This window comes from Helicobacter pylori (assembly GCF_011175115.1).
In the GTDB taxonomy this organism is placed as follows: Bacteria; Campylobacterota; Campylobacteria; order Campylobacterales; family Helicobacteraceae; genus Helicobacter; species Helicobacter pylori_DF.
On the sequence record NZ_SHOW01000004.1, the window covers coordinates 24,567 to 47,244 of the forward strand.

The 22,678-nt window shown below is 34.6% G+C and carries 19 protein-coding genes and 6 pseudogenes; 20 read left to right on the forward strand and 5 right to left on the reverse strand.

All coding sequences use genetic code 11. The annotated features are described in order from the left end of the window. Positions 1-2 precede the first annotated feature (2 nt). The 4 genes and pseudogenes from pgbA to EXS92_RS05140 form a co-directional block, all read right to left on the reverse strand. The gene (gene pgbA / locus EXS92_RS05125) at positions 3-1,355 is read right to left on the reverse strand and encodes a plasminogen-binding protein PgbA (protein WP_165515766.1); all 1,353 of its coding nucleotides are present in this window, start codon (positions 1,353-1,355) and stop codon (positions 3-5) included. 10 nt (positions 1,356-1,365) lie between these two features. Further along, positions 1,366-2,004, reverse strand: coding sequence for an NUDIX hydrolase (locus tag EXS92_RS05130; protein WP_078289194.1), 639 nt, complete (start codon positions 2,002-2,004; stop codon positions 1,366-1,368). Further along, positions 2,004-3,224 carry a peptidoglycan DD-metalloendopeptidase Csd3 gene (csd3, locus tag EXS92_RS05135; RefSeq protein ID WP_165515767.1) on the reverse strand — a complete coding sequence of 407 codons (1,221 nt, stop codon included), beginning with the start codon at positions 3,222-3,224 and terminating at the stop codon, positions 2,004-2,006. The genes EXS92_RS05130 and csd3 overlap by 1 nt, the downstream gene beginning before the upstream one ends. A 208-nt stretch (positions 3,225-3,432) precedes the next feature. Further along, positions 3,433-3,714, reverse strand: a pseudogene (locus EXS92_RS05140) (R.Pab1 family restriction endonuclease); the annotation flags it as partial. A 299-nt stretch (positions 3,715-4,013) separates the two neighbouring features. Between EXS92_RS05140 and EXS92_RS05145 the strand changes: the two are divergent. The 18 genes and pseudogenes from EXS92_RS05145 to EXS92_RS05225 all read left to right on the forward strand — a co-directional run. Continuing rightward, positions 4,014-4,802 carry an integrase gene (locus EXS92_RS05145; protein WP_207633383.1) on the forward strand — a complete coding sequence of 263 codons (789 nt, stop codon included), beginning with the start codon at positions 4,014-4,016 and terminating at the stop codon, positions 4,800-4,802. A 2-nt stretch (positions 4,803-4,804) separates the two neighbouring features. Next, a complete protein-coding gene (locus EXS92_RS05150) occupies positions 4,805-4,963 on the forward strand; it encodes a hypothetical protein (protein ID WP_227624785.1) in 159 nt (52 codons plus the stop codon). A 63-nt stretch (positions 4,964-5,026) separates the two neighbouring features. Next, the gene (locus EXS92_RS05155; protein ID WP_000571135.1) at positions 5,027-5,515 is read left to right on the forward strand and encodes a hypothetical protein; all 489 of its coding nucleotides are present in this window, start codon (positions 5,027-5,029) and stop codon (positions 5,513-5,515) included. Next, positions 5,503-5,787, forward strand: coding sequence for a TrbC/VirB2 family protein (locus EXS92_RS05160; RefSeq protein ID WP_165515768.1), 285 nt, complete (start codon positions 5,503-5,505; stop codon positions 5,785-5,787). The genes EXS92_RS05155 and EXS92_RS05160 overlap by 13 nt, the downstream gene beginning before the upstream one ends. An 11-nt stretch (positions 5,788-5,798) precedes the next feature. Beyond that, positions 5,799-6,062 carry a hypothetical protein gene (locus tag EXS92_RS05165; RefSeq protein WP_001177718.1) on the forward strand — a complete coding sequence of 88 codons (264 nt, stop codon included), beginning with the start codon at positions 5,799-5,801 and terminating at the stop codon, positions 6,060-6,062. Between the two features lie 11 nt (positions 6,063-6,073). Beyond that, on the forward strand, positions 6,074-6,310 hold the full coding sequence (locus EXS92_RS05170; RefSeq protein WP_120946701.1) for a hypothetical protein: 237 nt from the start codon (positions 6,074-6,076) through the stop codon (positions 6,308-6,310). After that, positions 6,310-8,887 (forward strand): annotated as a pseudogene (locus EXS92_RS05175) (VirB4 family type IV secretion/conjugal transfer ATPase). Before EXS92_RS05170 ends, EXS92_RS05175 begins: the two are co-directional and overlap by 1 nt. Then, positions 8,884-9,024, forward strand: a complete 141-nt coding sequence (locus tag EXS92_RS08025) for a hypothetical protein (protein WP_000789926.1) — start codon at positions 8,884-8,886, stop codon at positions 9,022-9,024. The pseudogene EXS92_RS05175 and the gene EXS92_RS08025 overlap by 4 nt, the downstream one beginning before the upstream one ends. Next, positions 9,017-9,382, forward strand: a pseudogene (locus EXS92_RS05180) (hypothetical protein); the annotation flags it as partial. The gene EXS92_RS08025 and the pseudogene EXS92_RS05180, both read left to right, overlap by 8 nt. Positions 9,383-9,416: 34 nt before the next feature. Next, positions 9,417-10,946, forward strand: a pseudogene (locus EXS92_RS05185) (TrbG/VirB9 family P-type conjugative transfer protein); the annotation flags it as partial. Then, positions 10,943-12,142 (forward strand): annotated as a pseudogene (locus EXS92_RS05190) (DNA type IV secretion system protein ComB10). The pseudogenes EXS92_RS05185 and EXS92_RS05190, both read left to right, overlap by 4 nt. Next, positions 12,126-14,366, forward strand: a complete 2,241-nt coding sequence (locus EXS92_RS05195) for a collagen-like protein (RefSeq protein WP_165515769.1) — start codon at positions 12,126-12,128, stop codon at positions 14,364-14,366. The pseudogene EXS92_RS05190 and the gene EXS92_RS05195 overlap by 17 nt, the downstream one beginning before the upstream one ends. A gap of 12 nt (positions 14,367-14,378) precedes the next feature. Then, positions 14,379-15,332, forward strand: a complete 954-nt coding sequence (locus tag EXS92_RS05200) for a hypothetical protein (RefSeq protein WP_165515770.1) — start codon at positions 14,379-14,381, stop codon at positions 15,330-15,332. Between the two features lie 16 nt (positions 15,333-15,348). Beyond that, complete coding sequence (locus EXS92_RS05205) at positions 15,349-15,624, forward strand: hypothetical protein (RefSeq protein WP_001278753.1); 276 nt, start codon at positions 15,349-15,351, stop codon at positions 15,622-15,624. 4 nt (positions 15,625-15,628) lie between these two features. Further along, positions 15,629-16,573, forward strand: coding sequence for a CpaF/VirB11 family protein (locus EXS92_RS05210; protein WP_000362459.1), 945 nt, complete (start codon positions 15,629-15,631; stop codon positions 16,571-16,573). Continuing rightward, a complete protein-coding gene (locus tag EXS92_RS05215; RefSeq protein ID WP_041051072.1) occupies positions 16,570-17,088 on the forward strand; it encodes a hypothetical protein in 519 nt (172 codons plus the stop codon). Before EXS92_RS05210 ends, EXS92_RS05215 begins: the two co-directional genes overlap by 4 nt. Beyond that, positions 17,085-19,328 (forward strand): type IV secretory system conjugative DNA transfer family protein, encoded by a 2,244-nt coding sequence (locus EXS92_RS05220; RefSeq protein ID WP_165515771.1) that lies wholly within the window; start codon positions 17,085-17,087, stop codon positions 19,326-19,328. Before EXS92_RS05215 ends, EXS92_RS05220 begins: the two co-directional genes overlap by 4 nt. Before the next feature lie 19 nt (positions 19,329-19,347). Then, positions 19,348-20,001, forward strand: a pseudogene (locus EXS92_RS05225) (hypothetical protein); the annotation flags it as partial. A gap of 54 nt (positions 20,002-20,055) precedes the next feature. Here the strand turns inward: EXS92_RS05225 and EXS92_RS05230 are convergent. Beyond that, positions 20,056-21,384, reverse strand: coding sequence for an RNA-guided endonuclease InsQ/TnpB family protein (locus EXS92_RS05230; RefSeq protein WP_165515773.1), 1,329 nt, complete (start codon positions 21,382-21,384; stop codon positions 20,056-20,058). A 36-nt stretch (positions 21,385-21,420) separates the two neighbouring features. On the opposite strand from EXS92_RS05230, the gene tnpA reads away from it, so the two are divergent. Together tnpA and EXS92_RS05240 are read left to right on the forward strand one after the other, a co-directional pair. After that, positions 21,421-21,837, forward strand: a complete 417-nt coding sequence (gene tnpA / locus EXS92_RS05235) for an IS200/IS605 family transposase (RefSeq protein ID WP_165515774.1) — start codon at positions 21,421-21,423, stop codon at positions 21,835-21,837. A 134-nt stretch (positions 21,838-21,971) separates the two neighbouring features. After that, positions 21,972-22,676 (forward strand): Fic family protein, encoded by a 705-nt coding sequence (locus tag EXS92_RS05240; RefSeq protein ID WP_165515775.1) that lies wholly within the window; start codon positions 21,972-21,974, stop codon positions 22,674-22,676. Positions 22,677-22,678: the final 2 nt, after the last annotated feature.

The following is a 22,678-nucleotide window of genomic DNA, read 5'->3' on the forward strand; positions in this document are numbered from 1 at the left end:
GCCTACTTCTTATTCATTTCTAAAGCTTTTCTTCTTTCTTCAAGCTCTTTTTCATCTCTTTCTTGATGTTCTCTCGCTCTTTGTTCAAATTCTTTTGCCCTTTGTTCGGCTTTGGCTTTTTTCTTTTCTTCTTTCAAGCGGCGTTTTTCCTCCTTAGAGCTTGGTTTTGACGCTTCTTTTTTAGCGGCACTCTCTTTTAAGACAGAAGCGTTTTCTGTGTCTTTTGGAGTGGCGTTGTTTTCACTACTTGGCTCATTAGCGGATTCTTGATTGATTTCTCGCTCGTTTTCTTTGGCATTGACTTTTTCATTGCCTTTATCCATTTCTAAAGCTTTTCTTCTTCCTTCAGTCTCTTTTTCGTCTCTTTCATCATGCTCTTTTTCTCTTTCTTCCAATTCCATAGCCTTTTTGGTGGCTTTGGCTTTTTTCCTTTCATCTCTTAAATAGCGCCTTTCTTCTTTAGAATCAAGTTTTCGCTCTGCTTTTTGGTAGTTTTTCTCTTCTAAAGTAGGAGCGTTTTCTGTGCTTTGATTGGCTTTTTTAGGCTCTTTAATGGCTTCTTGCTTGATTTCTCGTTTAATTTCTCTAGAATCAATCCTTTCTTCTTGCTTTTTAATCCTCACTTCTTTGCGTTTTTCTTTTTTCACTAAAGCGTCATAGTAAGCGAAGTAATTTTTAGACTGACTGCCTGAAAAAAGTTTCCCTAGCGTGCCTGCATCAATGCCCTCAACCCTAGAAAAAAACGGCGTAGAAGTTTTAGTAACACCGCTTGTATCCAGCTCTCTTTTTTCTAAAATTTCAAAACTCTCACAGCTTAAAATATTGAGCGTGTTCGTGGTTACAATATAAATCACCCCCACGCTATAAACGTTGCACGCTTTTCTTAAATTAGCGATTTTTGGGTCAAACCCATTCAAAAAAGTAACCAACAAATCAGAGCTAATAAAATTAATATCGGTGTTGGTCGCTCTGATTTGCTCATAGAGTTCATCATTAGGAGCGATTAAAAACGCTTGGTTGTTGAATTGCCTAAAATAGACTAAATCGCCCTTTCTAGCGACCATTCTTGGAGTGGGTAAATGCCTTTGTTTCATAGACTCAAACGCTCTGAATTTAGCCGTTGCGACTCCATTTTCAACGGCAATAATGACCACTTCAGAATTAACGATTTCATAATCTGAAAGTTTAGTAACGACAAAACCAAACTCCCCCACTTGCAAATCATGAGCCGGAAAACGAATGATTTTTTTAGGCAAATCCACAAATTCTATACTCACTCTTAAGGGTTCTTGCCAAGAGGCTGATTGCAAGCTTATAAAACTCATTAGAAGAAGTCCTATCAAAAGCCTTAACATAAAATTCCTTTTAAACATTTTTAAACTTTTTTAAATGCCATAAAATGGCTAAAGACAATCCGGTGGTTTTAGCGTATTGAAAATCCATTACAAAATCAAAAGCTTTTGATCGCTCTAAAAACAGCACTTCAATCTTTTCGGCATCAATCCCCCCACCCTTTGAAACCCTCAAATCCGCGCACACTTCAGCGTAATAGAGCGTTTGCAAACTCCCGCTCAACCCGGTCGCGCTATAAAATTGGCCTATGGTTTCTAAATTTTTAGGGCTAATTTGATAACCGCATTCTTCTAGCGCTTCTTCGCAAGCGATTTCTTCTAAACTCTTATTAGCTTTATCCACAAGCCCCGCGCACAATTCATAAGTGTATCCGTCAATATTTTGATCTTGATCGCGCTTAAAATGAAAATGGCGTGCATAAATGGCTGGGCGGAATTGTTTCACAATCACAAAACAATCGGATTCTTTTTCATAGAGTAAAACCGCCACACTATCTAAAGACTTAATAATATCCCATGTTTTCTTAGTATTCTCTTCATTATAATGCATGCGTTTTAATTCTATGAAATTAGAGCTAGAACAAGGCTCTAAATACACACTAGAATCATCTATTAAAGATTTTTGGTTGAAAGCATTCTTAAAATAAGACATTAAAAACCCTCCAAAAGATAAAATGAATTTTTTTCAAAGGAATGGGTTTTTAGAAGTTCTTCTAATTTTTGCTTAGAATGATGAGCTTTTTCTAAAAAAACCTCTCTTTGTTTGCCGTGTAATTTGCTTTTAGCGGTGCGGATATAGCCTAAAGGATTAATGGGGCGGGAGTTTTTATACACGCCAAAATGCAAATGCGGCCCGGTGCTTAAACCCGTGCTTCCCACTCTTCCTATGATTTGCCCTTTTTTAACGAACGATCCTTTTTTCAACCCCTTAGCAAACATGCTCATGTGAGCATACACCAAGCGCAATTCATTCAAATGGACTTCAACCACTTTCCCATACCCCACCTTAACCCCTATAAAACCCACACGGCCATCTGAAGCAGAATGGATCAAACTGCCATGTTTAGCCGCATAATCCACGCCGTAATGAGGCCGTTTGACTTTTAAGACAGGATGGAATCTCCCATAAGAAAAAGGCGAAGAAATGCGGGTGTATTTCACCGGAGTTTCTAATAAAAACCCTGCCACTTCTTGCGCTTTTGAATCGTAATAACGCCCGTTTGAATGGGAAAAAAGATAGTATTGGTGCAAACGAGAGCTAATCATGGCTATTTTAATGGTTGGTTGGCCAAACGCTTGCCCCACACGATAATCTCTTGTATAAATGATAGCGATTTTATCGTTTTTTGCTAAGCGTTTAAAAGGCACGCTTTTTTTATACGCGTTCATCAATTGGTTGGCTAAAAGGGGGTCATTGGTGGCTTTGATAATATCTTGATAGGGCGAAGTTTGTAAAGAAAGAAGGAGGGTTTTTTCTTTACGAGTGAAAATAATGGGGATAAAGTCTAAAAAATAATCCTCCCCTTTTTTGTAAATATGGATTTGTAAATCCTGGCTTATAGGGATAAGGGCTTGAATGAGCGTGTTGTTAGCATCTCTTAAGGTGTAGTAGGTAACATTGCTTTGGATTTCAGCGCTCAATTCTTTATCTTGAGAGCTCAGGTTGTAGTAGAGTTTTTGAGAGATATGGTTTTTTTCTAAAAACCCTAACAGCGTGAGCTTATCCCACACAAGCCTTTCGCCCACCAATAAAGTTTGCTTTTTAGCCATTCCATCGGCTTTTAAAAGAACCCCATAGGATAAAGGGAATAAAAAAGCAACCATTAAAGAATAGATAAAATTTAAAATAATTTTCTTATGAAAAAATACCATGCAGTTGTTTAATGCCTTCAATTGAATCTGTATTTTATTAGTATAACATAAGCCATTAAAGAAAAACGATACAAGTTTAAAGCCTAGCCCTGTTTTTATAGCTTTATGAAGCGCGTTTTATTGATGCATGGTTATTTCCCATAAACGGGTTTACCTCGCCTAAAGCTTATAGCGTTGGATATTCCCTTTCTAACAATTTGTATCATTGTTAATTTTGAAGTATTTTTTCTAAAATCTTTAACACATCGCTATGGTGCGCTTGGCTTAAAAGTCCAAAAATTTTAAGTATTTCTAAAAACATAAGAGCGTTGGTTTTATGGATAGTTAAAAGGGCATGTTCTTTGAGTGCAGCGGTTCTATTTAATAAAGGGGTAGCGGTTTTTAACTCCAAAATAGAAAAGCAAAAATACAGCATGGCTTGGACTTTAGAGCCGTATTGTTGCTCTCTAATAACGATTTCACTCAACTGATTATCATTAAAAGAATGTAATTATTTAGCTAGCTCTAAGCTTCTTAATTTTCTAATGCTAACTTTTTAAAAACTATTTCTGTATTCTACCATAAATTTTGAAATTTTGTTTATAGAATAAAAATCGGAAAAATTTTTCTTTACAATTTTATTATTAATAGGGGAGAGATGTTTATATAATTGCAATTACTATATTATATATATATATATTTTATTCTTTTTTTATAAATAGGCTCCTTATTATTGATTTTTTATAAATTACATTCTTACTAGAATGTTAGTTTCTGTCTCTAAGTCTCATAGAAAGGGACTTGAAAACTATGGCAAAAACATTAAAACCTAATTTAGATAAAGATGAGTTAAACACACTTTATAAGGCAAATCTTGCTTATGCTAAAAACACGCATGAGCATTATTTCAAATTTAAAAAAGATTTAGACTACAAACTCTTTAATCCTAGCATTATGCATGAGCAAGGTTCTATAAGCTTTGTAGGCGGACAAGGAGCTAAAAGATTATTAGACATACTCTACAAGCTCGCATTTAATGCTAAGTCTAATAAGATTGCCCTAGATAGACATTACGCCAAAATGTTTTTGCAAGTTGTAGCAAGAACTCTAAGAAAGAATGTCAATATATTAGAAGAGCAAGGTTTTATTGAAGTCATTAAAGGAAAACAAAGATACTTGTATGTGTATCTTAAAGATTACAGAGAATTAGAGGGCTATAACTCCGTAGGAGCTAATCAAAAGAACAATATCCCATCGCCTTTTTTCTTACAGATTATGCGTTTCTTAGAAAAGTTTGCCAAAGAAATTGAGAGAGTAAAAATTAACAACAAAGAATGTGTTATGCATATTCCTAGCCAAGAGCTTATGCAAAGAGTTAATAATGTTGTTTTAAAATTCACGCCTATTTCTAATCCTAATACCACTTACACTCTAACTTACAAAGACTTAACAAACAAAGACATTCCTTCTAATCTTTGTTTCTATCAAACAGCCATTGTGAAGAAAAATCTCTTAAAGGCTTTAAAAGACAAAGAATGTGTAGGCGAACCTATTAACAACTCACCCAAAGTTTCAAACTACTTTCAAGAGAGTGCTTAAGAATGACACCAAGCACAACTTTAAATATTTGTTTCAATAAGAAAAACAGCAAACTGATTTTACAAATTGATTTTTCGCAAATGGATACCGAAACACAAGAAAAGTTTTTAGCGGATTTGTTTGAAAAAGCTTTACAAAAAATCTACAAGCTTATTGGATAACAACAACTGAAACTAAGAATGAATTAACAAGAGAAGAGTCTTCAAATTTACTAAAGGAAAACAATGATTGAACTAATCTTACACAAGAAGTCCATACAAATTGATGAAACATTGCTGAATGTAAAAGAGCATTTAGAAAAGTTTTATTCAAACAAAGAACAAGAGACAATCGCAAAAACCTTAGAGAGCCAAACAGAGCTTACTTGCAGTTATTTATGGGATAAAGATTTTTCATTGCTAGAAAAGCATTTAGAAAATAGCTTAGGGCATTTTACTTTTGAGAGTGAGTTTGCCCTACTAAAAGACAAAGAGCCTTTGAATTTAGCTCAAATCAAACAAATCGGTGTTTTAAAGGTTATTACCTATGAAATGACACAAGCCTTAAAAAATCAAATCATTCATTTAACGCAAGTTGTCAATGAAGAAAATTTAGAGTTTGATGAAGAACTCGTTATCTATCACTTAGATTTTAAGCTCAATCAAAATACTTACAAAGTGTTAGCGAAATTTTGCGTGATTAAAAAAGAAAGGAACATTGCATGGAAAAATTAAGGCATTTTAGAAAGCTTATCGCCTTTTTAGGTTTTTCACCTCTTTTATTACAAGCGGATATGACTACCTTTTTTAATTCCATTGAACAACAGCTCACTAACCCTACGGCTAAAGGCATTTTAATGGTTATTTTTTTAGGACTTGCTATTTTTATATGGAAAAACTTAGATAGATGGAAAGAAATTTTAATGACCGTGCTTGCTATTGCAATTGGTGCTGCAATCTTTTTTAAAGCCCCAGCCTTAGCTAACTGGTTTATGAGTATTTTTTAAAAGAAGTCCCCATGCAATTAGTTGGTATTTCAGTTTCTAATCTCAAAGAAATCAGCTCCAAAGAAAAATTTCTTTGGCTCAATGCTAAGAGTTTTTTACTCTCAGGATTTGTGCCTTTTATTATGATGCCTTGGCTAGATATATTGAACTCTTTTGTGCTTTATGTGTGCTTTCTCTTAATTTTTAGCATAGCGGAGTTCTTTGATGAAGATATAAGTGACATTTTAATCGCTCATTCCAAAATTAAAACCAAAGCTAATTCATTTTATGCTTAAAAGGAAAAAATATGCAAAAAGAAGTCTTAGTAGAAAAACCTAATCCATTAACCATTTCTTACAACTTAAAACAAGCTATCTCTAGCTTAAAATCAAGTGTGAATGCGTTAATGAAAAAAGAAGCTCATTTAGATGCCTATATTCTTGTTACTAATATTAGAAATATTGTAGATGAGTTGCATAAAGAAGTTGTTTTAGTTAATCAAAGCAATAAAAACACCCATAAAAGAAAAAGAAAGCCTTCTTAATGTTAGAAAGCGCCCTTAAATATTGCAAGGAAAAAGCCATAGACCTTTTAGCAGGGTTTGTGCCAAAAACCTATTCTATGGCACAGGAGTGCAATATTTTAGGCTTGTATGATGATACTTTCATTATTACCAAACAAGAAAATCTAGTAGGCATTATATCCTTACAAGGACTAAGCTATTCTAATTTAATGCAAAAAGACTTAGAGGGCTATTTTGATACTAGACAAAATGTTCTCAACACCATTAGTAAAGACATTCAATTAAGAATTGTGGCTAAAAGGCGTAAGGAATTTATCAATCAAAGTCCAAATATTGACAATATTTATGCCAAAGCTATTATCACACAATTTGAAAGCAAGGAAATCTATAAAACAGAGTATTTTTTAGTGTTTGAAACTATCACTTCTAATGTCAAGTCTTTCTTTGAAAAAAAGAAATTGGAAATGACTACTTCAATTAATGAAGAGTTAGAAGAAAGCTCTAAAGAAGATAAACAAGAGAATGAAAATAGCTCCAATGAAACTCATTCAAACACAAGCTCTAAAAAAGACAAGAAAAACAAGTTCAAAAAAAAAGATAACCTTTAGCGCCACAAGTAAAAGAGCCTTACTCATTCAAACCATAGAAAGAGTAAAAAACGCTCTTAAAGAATTTAAACCCACTTTACTAAATTCTAAAGAAGTATTAAATTTCTACGCAGAATACATCAATGGCAAATACATCGCCTTTAATCCTAAATTAAAGCGATTAAGAGATAGCTATATTGCATCTAATGTGCATTTTAAGAAAGATTACTTTGTCATTGAATTTCAAAATCAAAACACCTTTTGTGCGTGTGTGGGGATTAAGGCTTATGAGAGCGAAGAAATTTCTTCGCTCCCTATATCTACTCTTTTACACACCCAAATTGAACTAGATTTAATCTTTCATATCCGCTCTTTAGGGCAATTTGAAAGCCTGAATTTTTTAAAAACTAAGAAAAAGCTCACGCTTTCTAAAATAGTAAAAGCTGATATTGATAATTATATAGAATTAGTGCAAGCCAATCGTTTGAGCATGCAAGAGTGTGCTTTAAACTTAGTTATAAGGGCTAAAAGTAAAGCTAAATTAGACAAGTCTTTAAAAGAGATTTTATCCTTGCTTAATAACGCTGGACTAGGCAGTGTTACAGAAACCATAGGGCTAAAACCTTCTTATTTTTCATTCTTTCCTAATAATGCAAACATTAACCCTAGAATGAGAAATCAAACTTCCCAAGTGATAGCCTCTTTAATCTTGTTTGAAAAAAATAATACAGGTTTTAGGGCAAATTCTTGGGGTGATATGCCTTTATCTGTGTTTAAGAACCTAGACCATAGCCCTTATTTGTTTAACTTCCACAACCAAGAAGTCAAACATAAAGGCGTGTTAGCCCATAATGTTGCACGAGTAGTGGGACATACCATGATTATAGGAGCAACAGGTGCTGGTAAAACCACACTCATTAGCTATTTGATGATGAGTGCCTTAAAATATTCTAACATTGATATTTTAGCTCTTGATAGACTAAATGGTTTGTATTCCTTTACCAAGTATTTTGATGGGATTTATAATCAAGGCGAAAACTTTCATATTAACCCTTTTTCATTAGAAGATAGCGCAACTAATAGAGCCTTTTTATTGCATTTTTATGCCCAAATGGCAAAAGTGGATAGTTATGATGACCATAAGGATAAAGTGGAAGATAGAACAGCCCTTTTAAATGCTATTGATACGATGTATAGAAATTATAACGATGAAGTCAAACAAGCCAAATTTAGCAACCAAGAATTACCCCTTCCTTTTGATTTAAAAGAGTTTGTCAATGCCATTGTTAAAACCAATACAGACATTTTAGATAGTAGTTTTGAAGACTATTTAAAATCTTCCTTATTTTCTAGCCGAATGGATAGTCTAGATTTTAAAACTCGTATTAGCACCATAAATACCGATAGCATTTTACATAATGATGATGACGCTGGGCTTTTAGCCTACTATGTCTTTCATAAGATGATTGACAGAGCCTTAAAAATCAATCGTGGGTTTTTATGCTTTATTGATGAGTTTAAGTCTTACGCTCAAAATGAAATGATGAATAAAAAAATCAATGAAATCATTACTCAAGCTAGAAAGGCTAATGGGGTGATTGTTCTAGCCTTACAAGACATTAACCAACTAAGCGAAGTGAGAAACGCTCAAAGCTTTATAAAAAATATGGGGCAATTGATTTTGTATCCCCAAAGAAATATTGATACCAAAGATTTAAACGATAAATTTGGCATTAGACTAAGCGATACAGAAAAACATTTTTTAGAAAACACCGCCGTTAATGAATACAAAGTCTTACTCAAAAACATGAATGATGGCTCATCTAACATTATAGATGTGAGCCTAAGTTCTTTGGGTAATTACCTACAAATCTTTAGCTCTAATTCTAGCATGGTAGAACACATTGATAATCTCATTAAGCATTACCCTAAAACTTGGCGAGAAGTCTTTGTGAGTAACAAACACGAAAATTTTGATGACAAAAAACACTTAGAAAAGGTGCTTAAATGAAAAACATCATGCGTTTAGTTTTTGTGATAGTGGCTATGTTTCTATGTGCATGCTCAGAGAAATTCATAGAAATGAAAAAATCCCCTTGTGCGTTAAAGGACTTAAACAACTCTTTTTTAAGGGGGACACATGTCTAATTTGCAAGAACTTAGAGAGCATTTAAAAGAATTAGAAAATTCCTTTGAAATAGGCTCTTTTACTAAAGAAAATATTAAAGAATACGCTAAATGCTTTTTTATGAGTTTAAGCATGTTTTTAGAAGAACAAGAAAAAAACCAACAAGAAGAGTTTTTAGAACAAGATACCAAAGAAAATCAAGAAGAGCTAATTAAAAGCATTCAAACAAGCATTGCTAAAAACCAAGAGTTAGAAAAAATCTCTTTTGAAAAATGGGAGAATAAAATTCAAGAAAGGGTTTTGCCTAAGTTAAAACGCATTGTTACGCATAAGTTGCAAGAAAGTATCACATCTAGCATAAACACGCAATTAGAGAGTTGTGAATTACCCAACCGCTAAAGCGATTGGGTAATTCACTAACCAGACTAACCAAGAAACACAACCTAGCACTAACTACAACACACAGCCCAATTCTATGCAAACACCTATGCCAAATCAAAACCCTTATTCACAACCCACTACACCTATACAAAATAACCAACCAAATAACACACAAACTCAAACAATGCTAAATAACGCCAAGCAATTCACTAATAACGCTCTTAATAAAACCAAGCAAACTATCACTAACGCCACTAATTATGTTAATGATAAACTCACCCCAAAACCTAATGATGCGCCTATTAGTGCGTTTAGTGCTAATAGCCCTTATGCAAATAAAGAAAACTCCAAACAAACTCAAAAGAGCGATGAAGTTTTAAGCGATGATAATAGCGATGAAGATAATTCTTTAAAACCTATGACAAACTTCAATGCCATCCAAGCCAATTTTTTTGCTAAAAATCGCTCTATCAAAGATAACACCCACTTTATCCACTACACCATAGGCGATACTTTCAATATTCGCCTAAGATATGCTATGACAACCACTTTTATTTTTGATGAGCCAATCGCACAAGTGGTTCTAGGCGATGATATAGGCTTTTCTACTAAAATGCTTGGCGAAGATAAAGAGCATTTAATTTCTAATATCTTACTCGTTAAGCCCTTGCAAATTGGCGTAGATAGCAATTTAACTATCATTGGAAAAAGCGGTAAGGTCTATAGCTTTTATATGTTTTCAACCACATATACTAGCTCTAAAAACCCAGCCTTAATGGTGTATATTTCTTCTAAAGAGTATTTTAAAAATTTCACTACCACTAAGAAAGAAATCAACAAAGAAAATAAACCCACTCATAGCACCCAAAACAAAGACATTAAAACAAGCCATAATGTCCCTAAAAAGATAACTAAAAAATCACCAAATATTAAAGAGCAAAACCCACTTACAAAATCTAAAAACCCTACTACCACTAAAATAGCGTTAGCAAATGCTCCCATTTCTTTAAATCGTTTCAAATCCCCTAGCTATCCACCTAGTAACGCTTTAGCTAATTCTAGAAAGGCTTCAGAAAATTTTAAAGTGATTAGCAATCAAACTAAAACTTTCAAAGAGCATAGACACAGCCAAGATGAAATGAAATATGTGGATTACTCCGCCAAAATCAAAGATGATGGCAAATTCATTAAAATTGGGGACAATGTCAATCACATCTATATCAACAAGAAAAAAATGGAATATGGCTATGTCATTATAGACAAGAAAAAACGCAAATGGTATTGCTTATGGATGTGTAAAAAGGTTGTTAAATCTAAATACAAAGATGATTTACCCACTCAAATCTTTAATGATGAGCAATTCACCTATTTTAAGTTCAACCGCTCTAATGCTAGAAGTAAATTCCCTGTGGTTTATAAGGTTGTAGATGGCTATGATAATCCTGTTAATAGCAGAGTGGTAGGCGATTATCTAATCGCTGAAGATGTTTCAAATCAATGGAATTTAAAGCTTGGTAAAGCCTATCTTTGCATAGAAAAGATAGCAAAGAGAGCAAAATGAATAAATCCTTGCTTAAAAAGATAGGCTTAGTTATAGGGGGCTTTGGCGTTTTAATGGCATTAGGACTGCTTGCTAATAAAGACTCAAACAATAACAATAAAGAAGAAATCTTTCAAGTAAGCGAGAGTAAATTCCCCCTAAGTGATTATTTCTTTGAAGAAGTCAAAGAAGAACCTAAAAAAGAAGAAAGCCCCAAAACAACAACCACGCCACAACCTACAGCTTCAACTACTGCTAATGTTTCAACTAATCCTATCATTACAGATTATAGTCATCTTAACAACAATCTAAACAAGCAACATAACACCCTTACGCATTTACAACAAGTTTTACAAAGCCCCCCTAAAATAAAGCCTAAACCAAAACATACTAAGGAACAATTAGAGTTTTTAAACACACGCCTTAAACCTTTATAACCAACTAAACCAGCCACTAAGCCTGAGACGGAATATGGTGTGGATAGTTTTACTAATTTAAAATATAAAGACATCGGCACTAATGAGCATAAGCTTTTAAGAACCATAACCGCTGATAGAATGATACCAGCCTTTTTAATCACGCCTATTAGCTCTCAAATTGCTGGAAAAGTAACCGCCCAAGTAGAGAGCGATATATTTGCTTCTATGGGTAGAGCGGTGCTAATCCCTAAAGGCTCTAAGGTTATAGGCTATTACAATAATAACAATCAAATTGGACAATACCGCCTTAACATTGCTTGGACTAGAATTATTACGCCTCAAGGCATAAACATCATGCTCACTAACGCAAGGGGGGCTGATGTGAAGGGTTATAATGGCTTAGTAGGCAAATACATTAGCCGAAACTTTCAACGCTATGGTATCCCCTTACTCACTAACACGCTCTCTAATGGTCTTTTAATAGGAATTACTTCAGCCTTAGCTAATAGGCAAAATAGAAAGGGTGATGGCAACCCTTTTTTTGGGGATTACTTGCTTATGCAACTCACTAGAAATACAGGCATGGGCATCAATCAAGTTATCAATCAAATGCTAAGGCAATATGGAGCGCAAAACCCCATTATCATCATTAGAGAGGGGAGCAGAGTGTTTATTAGCCCTAATTTAGACATCTTTATCCCTAAACCAAAAGATGGGGAGGTTTTAGCGGAGTTCTTTAAAGAGAAAAAACCCCCAATCAAAACAAAAGAGGAAATTAACAATGAAGAAGAAATCTAATGTGTTTAAAATTTTAATGAGTTTATGTGTAGCACTTTCAAATAGCCATGCTCTTGTCATTCAGACTATGCAAGATTGGAATTTAAGAAAAAATAGCGAATTTAAGGCTTTAGTTGTTGTGGGTAATAAGGTGCAAGAAAATACCATTGCTATGGGTAATTACAAGGTTTCTAAAAACAGAGCTAATCTTTCTATTAGTGTAACTCATATTAAAAAGGGCAATGATTATAAGACCTTACAAAGCCCCCCAAACGCCATTAAAGAAATTAAAAGCAAACTGGTTCTTAAAAAAGGCACAAGGATTGTCTTAGGCGGTGAAAACGATAGTGAGATGTCTAATGCCATAGGGGTGAGTAAAAGTGCGTATGTCTCTAGTAAAAATGGCAAAGGTTTTAGTGGGAGTGGGGCAAGTGGCATGGGATATGCAAGTGGTTATGGAGGCACAAGCAATAACGCTGGCTCTAATGGCACAAGTGCAAATGGAGTAAATGGCACTTCTGGTAATAATGGGGCTAAAGGGGAAAATGGAAGTAGTGGAGCAAATGGAGCTAATGGCACAAGTGGTTATCAAGGCGTAGGCTCTAACCCATTCCCCCCAATTGCTGGGAGTGGAAATGGCTCTAGTGGGAGTTCTAATAGTGGCTATACCCCCTTTATGAGTGGAGACGGAGGTATAGGAGGCATGGGAGGGGGCTTTATTCCTTTCCCTTATTCCCCCGGACTTCAAAATGGTAGTGGTGCTAATGGAATTAATGGCACTAATGGAATTGATGGCACAAGCGGAGCTAATGGGAGTAATAGTGCTAATGGAGGCACTGCTAGTACAGATAGCCATTATACCAATGAATTTTGCACCGCTCCTATTAGAAATGGCAATACGATGAATATAGACATTGTGGATAGAAATGGCTCTTGCTTTAAAATGCAAGCTTTTAGAAATGACAATGTCTGTCAATACAACTACGACTTTGAAAATATGAAAGCCATTAAGCAAACACAATTTTATTTTATCAACAGAGAAAACAAAAGTATTAACATTGGGGGTTGTGTGGATTTATATGGGGAGCAATTTGAATTTCCTATGTATGAAGATGCCAATAAATGCAAGCTAGATACCACCACTAATAAAGGCTATGGAAGTGGCATGGCAAGTTTTTTTCAAACAGAAATTTTATTTCGTGAGCTTGATAACTTAATCCATGTAGCTAAACCTTGCACTGATTTTGCAAATGTGCAAGAACAATTAGTTAAATACGATAATGACCCAAGCACTCGCACTGTTCAAAGAGTGATTGATCAATACTATATTAACCCCATTACTAAAGAAAAAGTCTTTATCAGTCATGATGTGGTTAGTCCTTTAAAATTTAGCTACCAAACTTATGCGTGCGGTAAATGGCAGTTTGATAACGCTAAATTAGAGGCTTATCGCCCCACTCAAATTCGTATCTTTGATACGGTGTCTAACCAATACTACAATGTAACAGGCTGTGATTACACTTCTGATATGGGTAAAGTGCCTAAAATTATCCAACCTTATACCAAAATCAATGTAGAAAGTAGCGTTAAAGGCGAAGATGTAGGCGATTTAGACACTATTAGTGGCTCAAATTATGATTTGCCACAATATACCACTTTTGAAATTCAAGAAATGTCTTTAAATAGCAGTCAATGGATAACCACTTCTTATTGTAATGATGGATGGGGGTCTTGGACTAAAACACACAGCTATACAGGCTATTCTCAAGGTAATTTACGCACCCTAGCTAAGTGGGTTACACGATATCAGACTATCAATCAAGGCACTACGATTGGATATATCCGCCCTAGAAATGAGGGCGATAGTGATGCTGTGTATGACACCTATAAGTATTACTATGTCTCACAAGCTCAAAAAACACTCAAACGCTTTCCATCCACTATCTATGTGAATACCCCTAATTTAAGCGATGAGTATCGCAAAAATTTTGAACTCACTGTATTAAGCCAAAATCTTAATCTCAATAATGGTGTTAAACAACTCATTAACACACAAGAATTTACCAATTGGCAAGCGACTTATTATCGCCCTAATGGGAATGGCAATCTTTGTATGAGTTATAACTTTAGCTCTGGAAATGCTTGGAAATCTAGCACTAAGGGTAAATATTGCTCATGGGCGCAGACGCCTAATGCTAATTACTCATGCGCTTCGCACAACAATTGGGTTGTCCCAAACAATTAAGAAAGGAAAAAAATGAACACTAATTTAAAGAAAGCCTTGTTTTTAACTACTCTTGGTTATTTGCAAGCTAATGAGGGCTTTTTAGCCATTATGCCTGATGAAAATAAACAAGAAGACATTTCTCAAGAACAGAAATTAGAACACAAAATGGAGCAAAAAATTGCTCCACAAAATACCCTTAAAAAGCAACAATCAGCTCCTTTACAAAGTGCTGAGTTGTTACAAAGTCAAGTTAAAAGAGAAGTTAAAGAGCAAAAAAAGTCTCAAAAACACCTAGTAGCTATGCAAACTAAAAATGGCTTTTTCTTAGGCTCAGAAATTGCTATTACAGGCACAAGTTTAAAACAAAGTTTAAGCCTTATTTCTAATGCTACAGATGATTTACTCACTTATAGCAAGACTTTTAAAAACGCTAATTTTAATATGGGACTATTAATAGGTTATCAGCATTATTTTGGAGCTAGTAAAAGGCATGGGATTAAAATCTCAAGCCATTTGTATGGAGGCACACCTAGTGATGTAAGCACAGACATAAAAATTTACCAATCTAAAGTTAGCGCTAATTACACGCCTTTAAATTTTGGCATAGATGTGTTTGATTTTTTAAATGTCATTAAAAAGAACCGCCATACACTAGGATTAAGTGTGGGCTTTGGCTGGCGTATGCAATATTATTTTGCAAAAATAGACCCCATAAAAACCAGCCATAGTGAGTTTATCACTAATAAACCTAAAGATATTTTTAATCATGGTTTTTATCCCACTATTGGACTACATTATTACTTAAACCATCATCAATTTGAAGTGAATTATCGCTTTGGAGGAGCAATTAACTATCAGTCAGTTGTGCCTAGCAAAATTGTCGCTCAAAACGGGAATTTTAAGGGCGAGGTCTTGTTTTCTGATTTTCTTACCAAAGCGACTAATTCTAGCTACATAGCGTTCAACTACGCTTATTTATTTTAATTTTAAGGAGCCAATGATGTCAGATGAAATCACGCAAGAAAACGAGTTAGAAATTAACTCCAATAATCAAAACCAAGAGCCAAAGGAAGTAGAAAAAATGCCATTGAATAATATTCAAAAAGCTAAGGAATTAAAAAACAACGCCAATTTAATTGTTCGACGCACTGATGAGTTAGATAAGGTTATCAATAAGCGTGAAAGCTTGCAAAGAGAGTTTGAAAGACGCATTAAGCACTTGGATAACAAGATTGAAACGCTTAGTAACAATATTGAAGAATTAAAAAGAAAGTAATTCTATGGACTTAGACAAACTCAAAGATTATAGGGCTTTAAGAAACGCTATTTTAAGGCTATTGCCCTATTTAGATAGCGGTATTACAGAGCTAATTATGAATAAAGAAAAAGAAATTTGGCTCTATAAGCTTAATGGAGTAAGAGAAAAAGTCTTTGATGAAAATTTAGACAAAGCCTTTATTCTGGGGTTTGGGGAACAATTAGCGAGTTTTAGAGATTTGTTTTTTAATGCTAATTACCCCACCCTTAATACTTCCATTCCTACTTCTAGATACAGAGTGAGCATGAACCACTTTGCTATTAGTGCGGATAATGAATTGAGTTTGAATATTAGAGTGCCAAGTGATAAAAAGTTTGATTTAAAAGCTTTCAAGCTTTCTAGTATCTGTCAATACGATTATGAGTATTTACAAAACTTAATGATTGAGGGCAAAAACTTACTCATTAGTGGAGGCACAGGCAGTGGAAAAACGAGTTTTTTAAACGCTCTAATTGAGTTTATCCCCAAACACACACGAATAGTAAGCGTTGAAGATAGCGAAGAATTAGATTTAAGAGCGTTTGAAAATCATAAATCCTTGTTAGTGGATAAAACTGAAAGCTCTAAATTTACCTATGAAAACGCCTTGAATATGGCAATGAGAATGTCTCCTGATAGGCTTATGGTAGGCGAGATTGACACACGAAATTCCATGCTCTTTTTAAGATTTGGAAACACTGGGCATAAAGGCATGGTTTCTACTTTACATGCAGATAGTGTGCATGGGGTTATAGAGGCGATTGCTTTAAATTTACAAATGAATAAAAGTGGTTTAGATGTCAATGTAGCAAAAAAATTCTTTAAAAGCAGTGTGGATATTGTCGTTCAAATTGTATTAGATAAAGCCACTAACACCAGATACATTCAAGAAATCTTACCAGCAAAAGATTTAAGAGATAGCCTATGAAAAAATATCAAAACAAACGAAAGCTGGGTAAGCGTATCAATTGCTTTATTTCAAATGAGTGTAAAGATATTTTAGAAAACTATTTAAAGGTCAAAAAGCTTAGTGTTACGCAGTGTGTAGAAAATCTTGTATTAGGGCTAGACCCTAGCAAAGAAACGCTAAAAACAAAAGAATTTTATGAAAGCTTGTTTAAAGTCATTAGTATCAATCAGCATGTCTATAGAGAACTCATTGCTAATAGTAATAATCTCAATCAATTAACTAAAAACACTAACATTGCCATTAAGTATAACAAACCCTTTTATTTGCAGAATTTAGCATTCTTAGAAGAGATTTTTAAGGTTATTGATACACTTAATAAAAATGTAGAAGAGTGTAAAAAAATCTCTTTGGAATTATTACTTCAAATTTACAAAGAACAAAAAAGACAAACAGAATTTAACGCCATTTCAAAAATTCTCAACGCTCTTAATGAAAAACAATCTACTACTGAGCCAAAAAAGGACAACGCATGAAAATGCAATTTGTGAAGGCTTTTTGCGTGCTTTTCAGCATTTTACTTATCCCCTTATTTTTTATCTTGGCAAATTATTACACTTTTGATGCCTTAAAGTCGTTGAGACAGGCTTATTTCTTTTCTCAAAGCGTGTTTGTAGGGCTTTATCATGGGGCAAGCATCTTTGATTTAAAATTTGAAGTCTATCTTACTATGCTAATCTCTTTAATGCCCTTTGTGGCTACGATTTATATCAATTTCCCAAAAACCACAGAAACTTCGCATGGCTATGCGAGATGGGCTAATGGTGAAGATATAGAATGCTTTAAAATTTTTAGCAAAGAGTGCTTTTGTAAAGTGGTGCATAGATTAGGGGTGCAATTTGATAATGGCTTTATTCTAGGTAAATTTGGTTTTCCAAAGCTTAGAAATGTGTGCTATGACAAGCCCTTAGGAGCGATGATTGTTGCACCCCCTGGTGCTGGAAAAACTGCATGTGTGGCTTTGCCAAATTTATTGACTTTGCCTAATAGCTGTATTATCACTGATATTAAAGGCGAACTAAGAGATAAGACCGCAGGTTATAGACAAAAATTCTTAAACAATAGAATTTTAATTTTTAATCCTTATGGTGATGATAACACTTGCTATTTCAATCCTTTTGATAAAAGGATTGTTGAAAAGATGACCTTTGCGGAGCAATTAAGGCATGTTAAAGCAGTAGGCGATGGTATTTTTGTAGATGAAGAAGACCATTGGGTATCTAAAGCTAAAGAGCTTTTTGTCTTTTTTGCTCTTTTACAAGTAGTAACCAAAGGGCATAGCTCTTTTTACGATGTTTCTATCGCACCAGCTAATGATTATGCCCCCTTAATACACCCTAAAAGCCCTTATTACAAGCAACTTTACCAACACGATAAAAAGACAGGCGAAGTTATCTTAGACCCACAAACTAACGCCCCTATGAAAAATCCCCAAGCTAATGTTTTAAAACTCTTTTTAAATCAAGTGGCTGACCAAAAATACATAGATGTGAATGATGAAAAAAACTATGACCCAAGAGAACCTGAACCCCCTTATGGAACAAAAGGGGCGTTAGATGAGATTATAAGGACAGATGCTAGGAGTTGGGCAAACACTCCTGATGATGAATTTGGGAGCATTATGTCTTCTTTTAAGCGTTTTATGTATGTCTATAAAGACCCAAAAGTGCGTGAAGCTACTTCTAAAATGAGCTTTGATTATGAAGAATTAAGAACGGGCAATATCAGTATTTACATTGTAATCGCTCAAATTGATATAGGCACACTTTCTTCTTTAGTAAGAGCCTTTTTAGAGAGTATTGCTAAAAACCTTATGATCAAAGAAAGCTCTAAACCTGAAGAGCGTATTTTTATCATTGCTGATGAATTTGTTAGATTTGGTAAGTTGCCTTTCTTGTTAGAAATGCCAGCACTTTGTCGCTCTTATAATGTTGTCCCCTTATTCATCACGCAAGATTATGCGATGATTAGAAAATACTATAGCGATGATGATTTGAAAATCTTAAAAGGCGTGGTGCATTATAACATTGTCTTTAAGATGAATAGTGCTGAAGATGCTGAGATTGTCTCTAAGGAAGTGGGCGAATTTACAAGACAATCTAAAAATTATTCTACTGAAAAAGGTCAATTGGTCTTTGGAGGTAGCTCTTCTTATAGCCATGAGAGTAGAAACTTACTCACAGCCCAAGATATTATGAATATCAATTCAGATGAAGTCATTGTTATTGTTACAGGGGCTAAAGCTACCCCCTTAAAACTCAAAGCTAATTATTGGTTCAAAGATAAAGAGCTTTTAAAAAGAGCTAATTTGCCTATTGATTTAGAAGTAGAGAGACAAAGAGTTGAAGAGCCTATACAACCCACTACAGAGATTGAAACAACCCCTAATCAAAACAAAGCTGACTTAGAACCAAGTAATAAGGGGGAAAAAGTAGAGAATGAGAGCAATGAGAGAAACACTAACGAGAATAATCCCACTACACCACAAGAGCTTGAAAATTCAAACTTAAAAGAAAGCGAGAAAGACAGTGAAAGTCCCATTACCTTAGAAAATGCTAATGAAAATATAGAGCAAGGAAATCACAATGAAATTGATGAGATTTTAAAAAAGCCACTGAGTGAAATCAGTATGGAAGAGAAAAGAGCCTTGTTTAAGAAAATGCAACAAGGCGATGAAGAAAGCGAACAAGAAGTTACACAAAGCACCCAAAGTTAAATTTTAAAAGGAGCAACAAATGGCTTACAAACCTAACAAAAAGAAGTTAGAAGAATTAAGAGAGCAACCCAACTTATTCAGTATCTTAGATAATGGCGATATTGCAATAAACAATCCTGCTGAAGAATCAGACAAGGCCAATGAAATACAAGATCCACTCCCTTATGTCGTGAAAACTCAGATCAATACAGCAAGCATGATTTCTAGAAATCCTATTGAATGGGCAAAGTATTTAAGCTTTGAAAAACGAATATATAAGGATAACAGCAAAGAAGATGTCGCTTTCTTTGCCAATGGTGGGATAAAAGAAAGTTCTCGTATTTATGAAGCGAATAAGGAAGGGTTTGAAAGGCACATCACTAAAAGATACGATCTGATTGATACTATAAGAAATAGAGAATTTTTTACAAAAGAAATTGAAATTCTAACCCACACAAACAGCTTAGAAGAATTGAAAGAGCAAGGTTTAGAAATCCAATTGACCCACCATAATGAAACGCATCAAAAAACCTTAGAAAATGGCAATGAAATCGCTAAAGAATACGACTACCTTAAAGATATTTACCAAGAAGTAGAAAGAACAAAAGATGGTGAATTGGTAAGAGAAATAATCCCTAGTATTTCTAGCACTGAGTGTTTTAAGCTCTATAACAAGCTGCCTTTTGAATCAGTGAAACCACCCCTTTCTAAAGAAAGGGGCTTCCTAACTAAAGCATTCCATTGAATGCTAACACGAAAGGCTTTGTTCTTTAAAGTCTGCAAGGACATTTCCTGCCCTAAAAAGACTTAACCCTTTATTCAAGATGTTGTTCGCAGCGTTAATATCTCTGTGTTCTTTATACCCACAATCAGGACACAAATACTGCCTGTGATTCAATTTGAGCTTGGGGTTGATGCTCCCACAATTACAGCAAGTTTTGCTGGTGTATTGTGGGGGAACTTTCACTAACAATTTGCCATTATGCTGTTGTTTGTAGTCTAAAAAAGAGATGATTTGATAGAATGAAGCGTTTAAAATAGATTGATTAAGCCCACTCTTTTGTTTAACGTTTTTGAGTTTAGCTCTTTTAGTCATGTTTTTTACTTGCAAATCTTCAACTACTATCCATTCAAATTGCTTTGAAAGTTCGCTTGTGATTTTATGGTATCTGTCTGTTTTTTGATGACTAGACTTGTCAAAGGCTTGGTTTAATTTCTTTTGGGTTTTGTAAAAATTACCTCCTAATTTGGTTTTGTTTTGTTTAGACTTTAACACCCTACGGCTTTGTTTTCTTTGCAATCTTTTAAATTTTTTAGAGTATTTTTTTAAAGAATACAATTTGGAATAAGTAGGGATGAGTCGTTTAGTATCCAACTCTTCATCTATTTCTATCCCTAGTAATTCTTTCATGTCTATTGGGTATCGCTTAAAATCCGTTAGTTTTCTGTGATTATTCACCCCACAAGAACAAGCTATATCAAGGATATTCAAATCTAGCCCCACACAATCTTTAGGGTTTTTGATGGGAGTAATGTCTTGTTCGTATTCCACGCTAAAGCTAACGAAATACTTTCTATGGCTGCAAGAGATTGTAATTTGCTTGATTTTAGAATTAGGAGGGAAGTTTCTATGCATGCGCATCATTAAGGGCATTTTCATTAAAGTGAATATCTTAAAGCGTTCCTCATCGCTCTCTTTGATAGAGAAACCTTGATTGTTCCACGAAAAAGATTGTTTAGCAAATTTAGAGTTTTTGAATTTAGGAAAACCCCTGTTTTTAACTTTAAAAGCATCTTTTAAAGCCCTTTCAACATTCATGCGTGATTGTTGGGCTATCACACTACTAAAGCTTAGCCCCCTAGCGTTCAAGTGGTGTTTAATCGCATGATCTAACTCGCTTGATTTTTCCCACTTTCTTTCTTTGGGAGGTGAATCTTTATTGGTTTCATATTGCTCTTGCAGTAAATTCAAGCCAATATTATAAGCTTGATTATAGACAAAAAAGCAGTGTTGCAATTTATCCTGTTGTTCTTTAGTGGGATACAAGCGGAATTTAAAACCCTTATTGACTTTCATAGAAGTATTTTAACCTCTTTTTGTTAAAATAGGTCTATGAAAAAAATTGATTGTATGAGACACGGAAGGCATTGTGTTTTTTTGTTGCATGCGCATTTGGTATTTGTTACTAAATATAGGCGTAAAGCGTTCAACAAGGAAGTGATAGATTTTTTAGGATCGGTGTTTGCCAAAGTGTGTAAGGACTTTGAGAGCGAATTGGTAGAATTTGATGGGGAAAGCGATCATGTGCATTTGCTTATCAACTACCCTCCAAAAGTGAGCGTGAGTAAGTTAGTCAATTCTTTAAAAGGCGTTAGCAGTCGTTTGACTAGACAACACCATTTCAAAAGCGTTGAAGCTAGTTTGTGGGGGAAGCATTTATGGTCGCCTAGTTATTTCGCTGGGAGTTGTGGGGGCGCGCCTTTAGAGATGATTAAGCAATACATACAAGAGCAAGAAACACCGCATTAACTAGCTAACTTTGATTTTTAATAGAATGCGTTAAAAAGCGAATGGATCCAAGTGAAACGATATTCAAATAGCCTAACGGCTAAACGCTTACATCTTGCACCCTAAAGGACGGAGTTTTTCGCGCTAGTGGGATAATGAACTATAAAGAATTACTAGAATTTAACGATTACGCTATGGATTTGACTATTCGCATGGCTCATCATAGCACCGCTATTGAAAACAATCCTTTGAGCCTTGCTGAAACTATAAGTATTTTAACCACCGAATACATTCCTAGAGAAATGCCCCAAAGAGCCTTCTTTGAAGTGAAAAACTATCAAAACATGCTCTTCTTTCTGTTAGAAAACCTGAATAAAGGACAAAGCATGGATAGCTTTTTTATAAGAGAGTTGCATGGGATTTTAATGAATTTTTTACTCCCTAATAAGGAGACTTTCAAAACGACTGATAATACCATTTTAGGAGCTAGTTTTGAAACGATCCCCCATTTTCAAGAGCCTATAGCTATGAAAGAATGGTGCGATAGTCTCAATTATAAGATGAAGACCTTACAAGATAAAGAAGAAAAACTAAAAGCCATTTTAGAACAACACATTTTGTTTGAAAGGATACACCCTTTTAGCGATGGTAATGGTAGGGTGGGCAGAATGCTAATCTTTTATAGCGCTTTAGAGCAAAACTTAATACCATTTGTGATCACCAAAGAGCAAAAAGAGACTTACATTAAGGCTTTAGACACGCGCAATACAGAAAGCTTATACCAACTCGCCAAAGTATCCCAAGAGTTTGAACTCACACGCATACAAGGGCAAACGGTACTCAATAAGAATAAGCCCTAAAA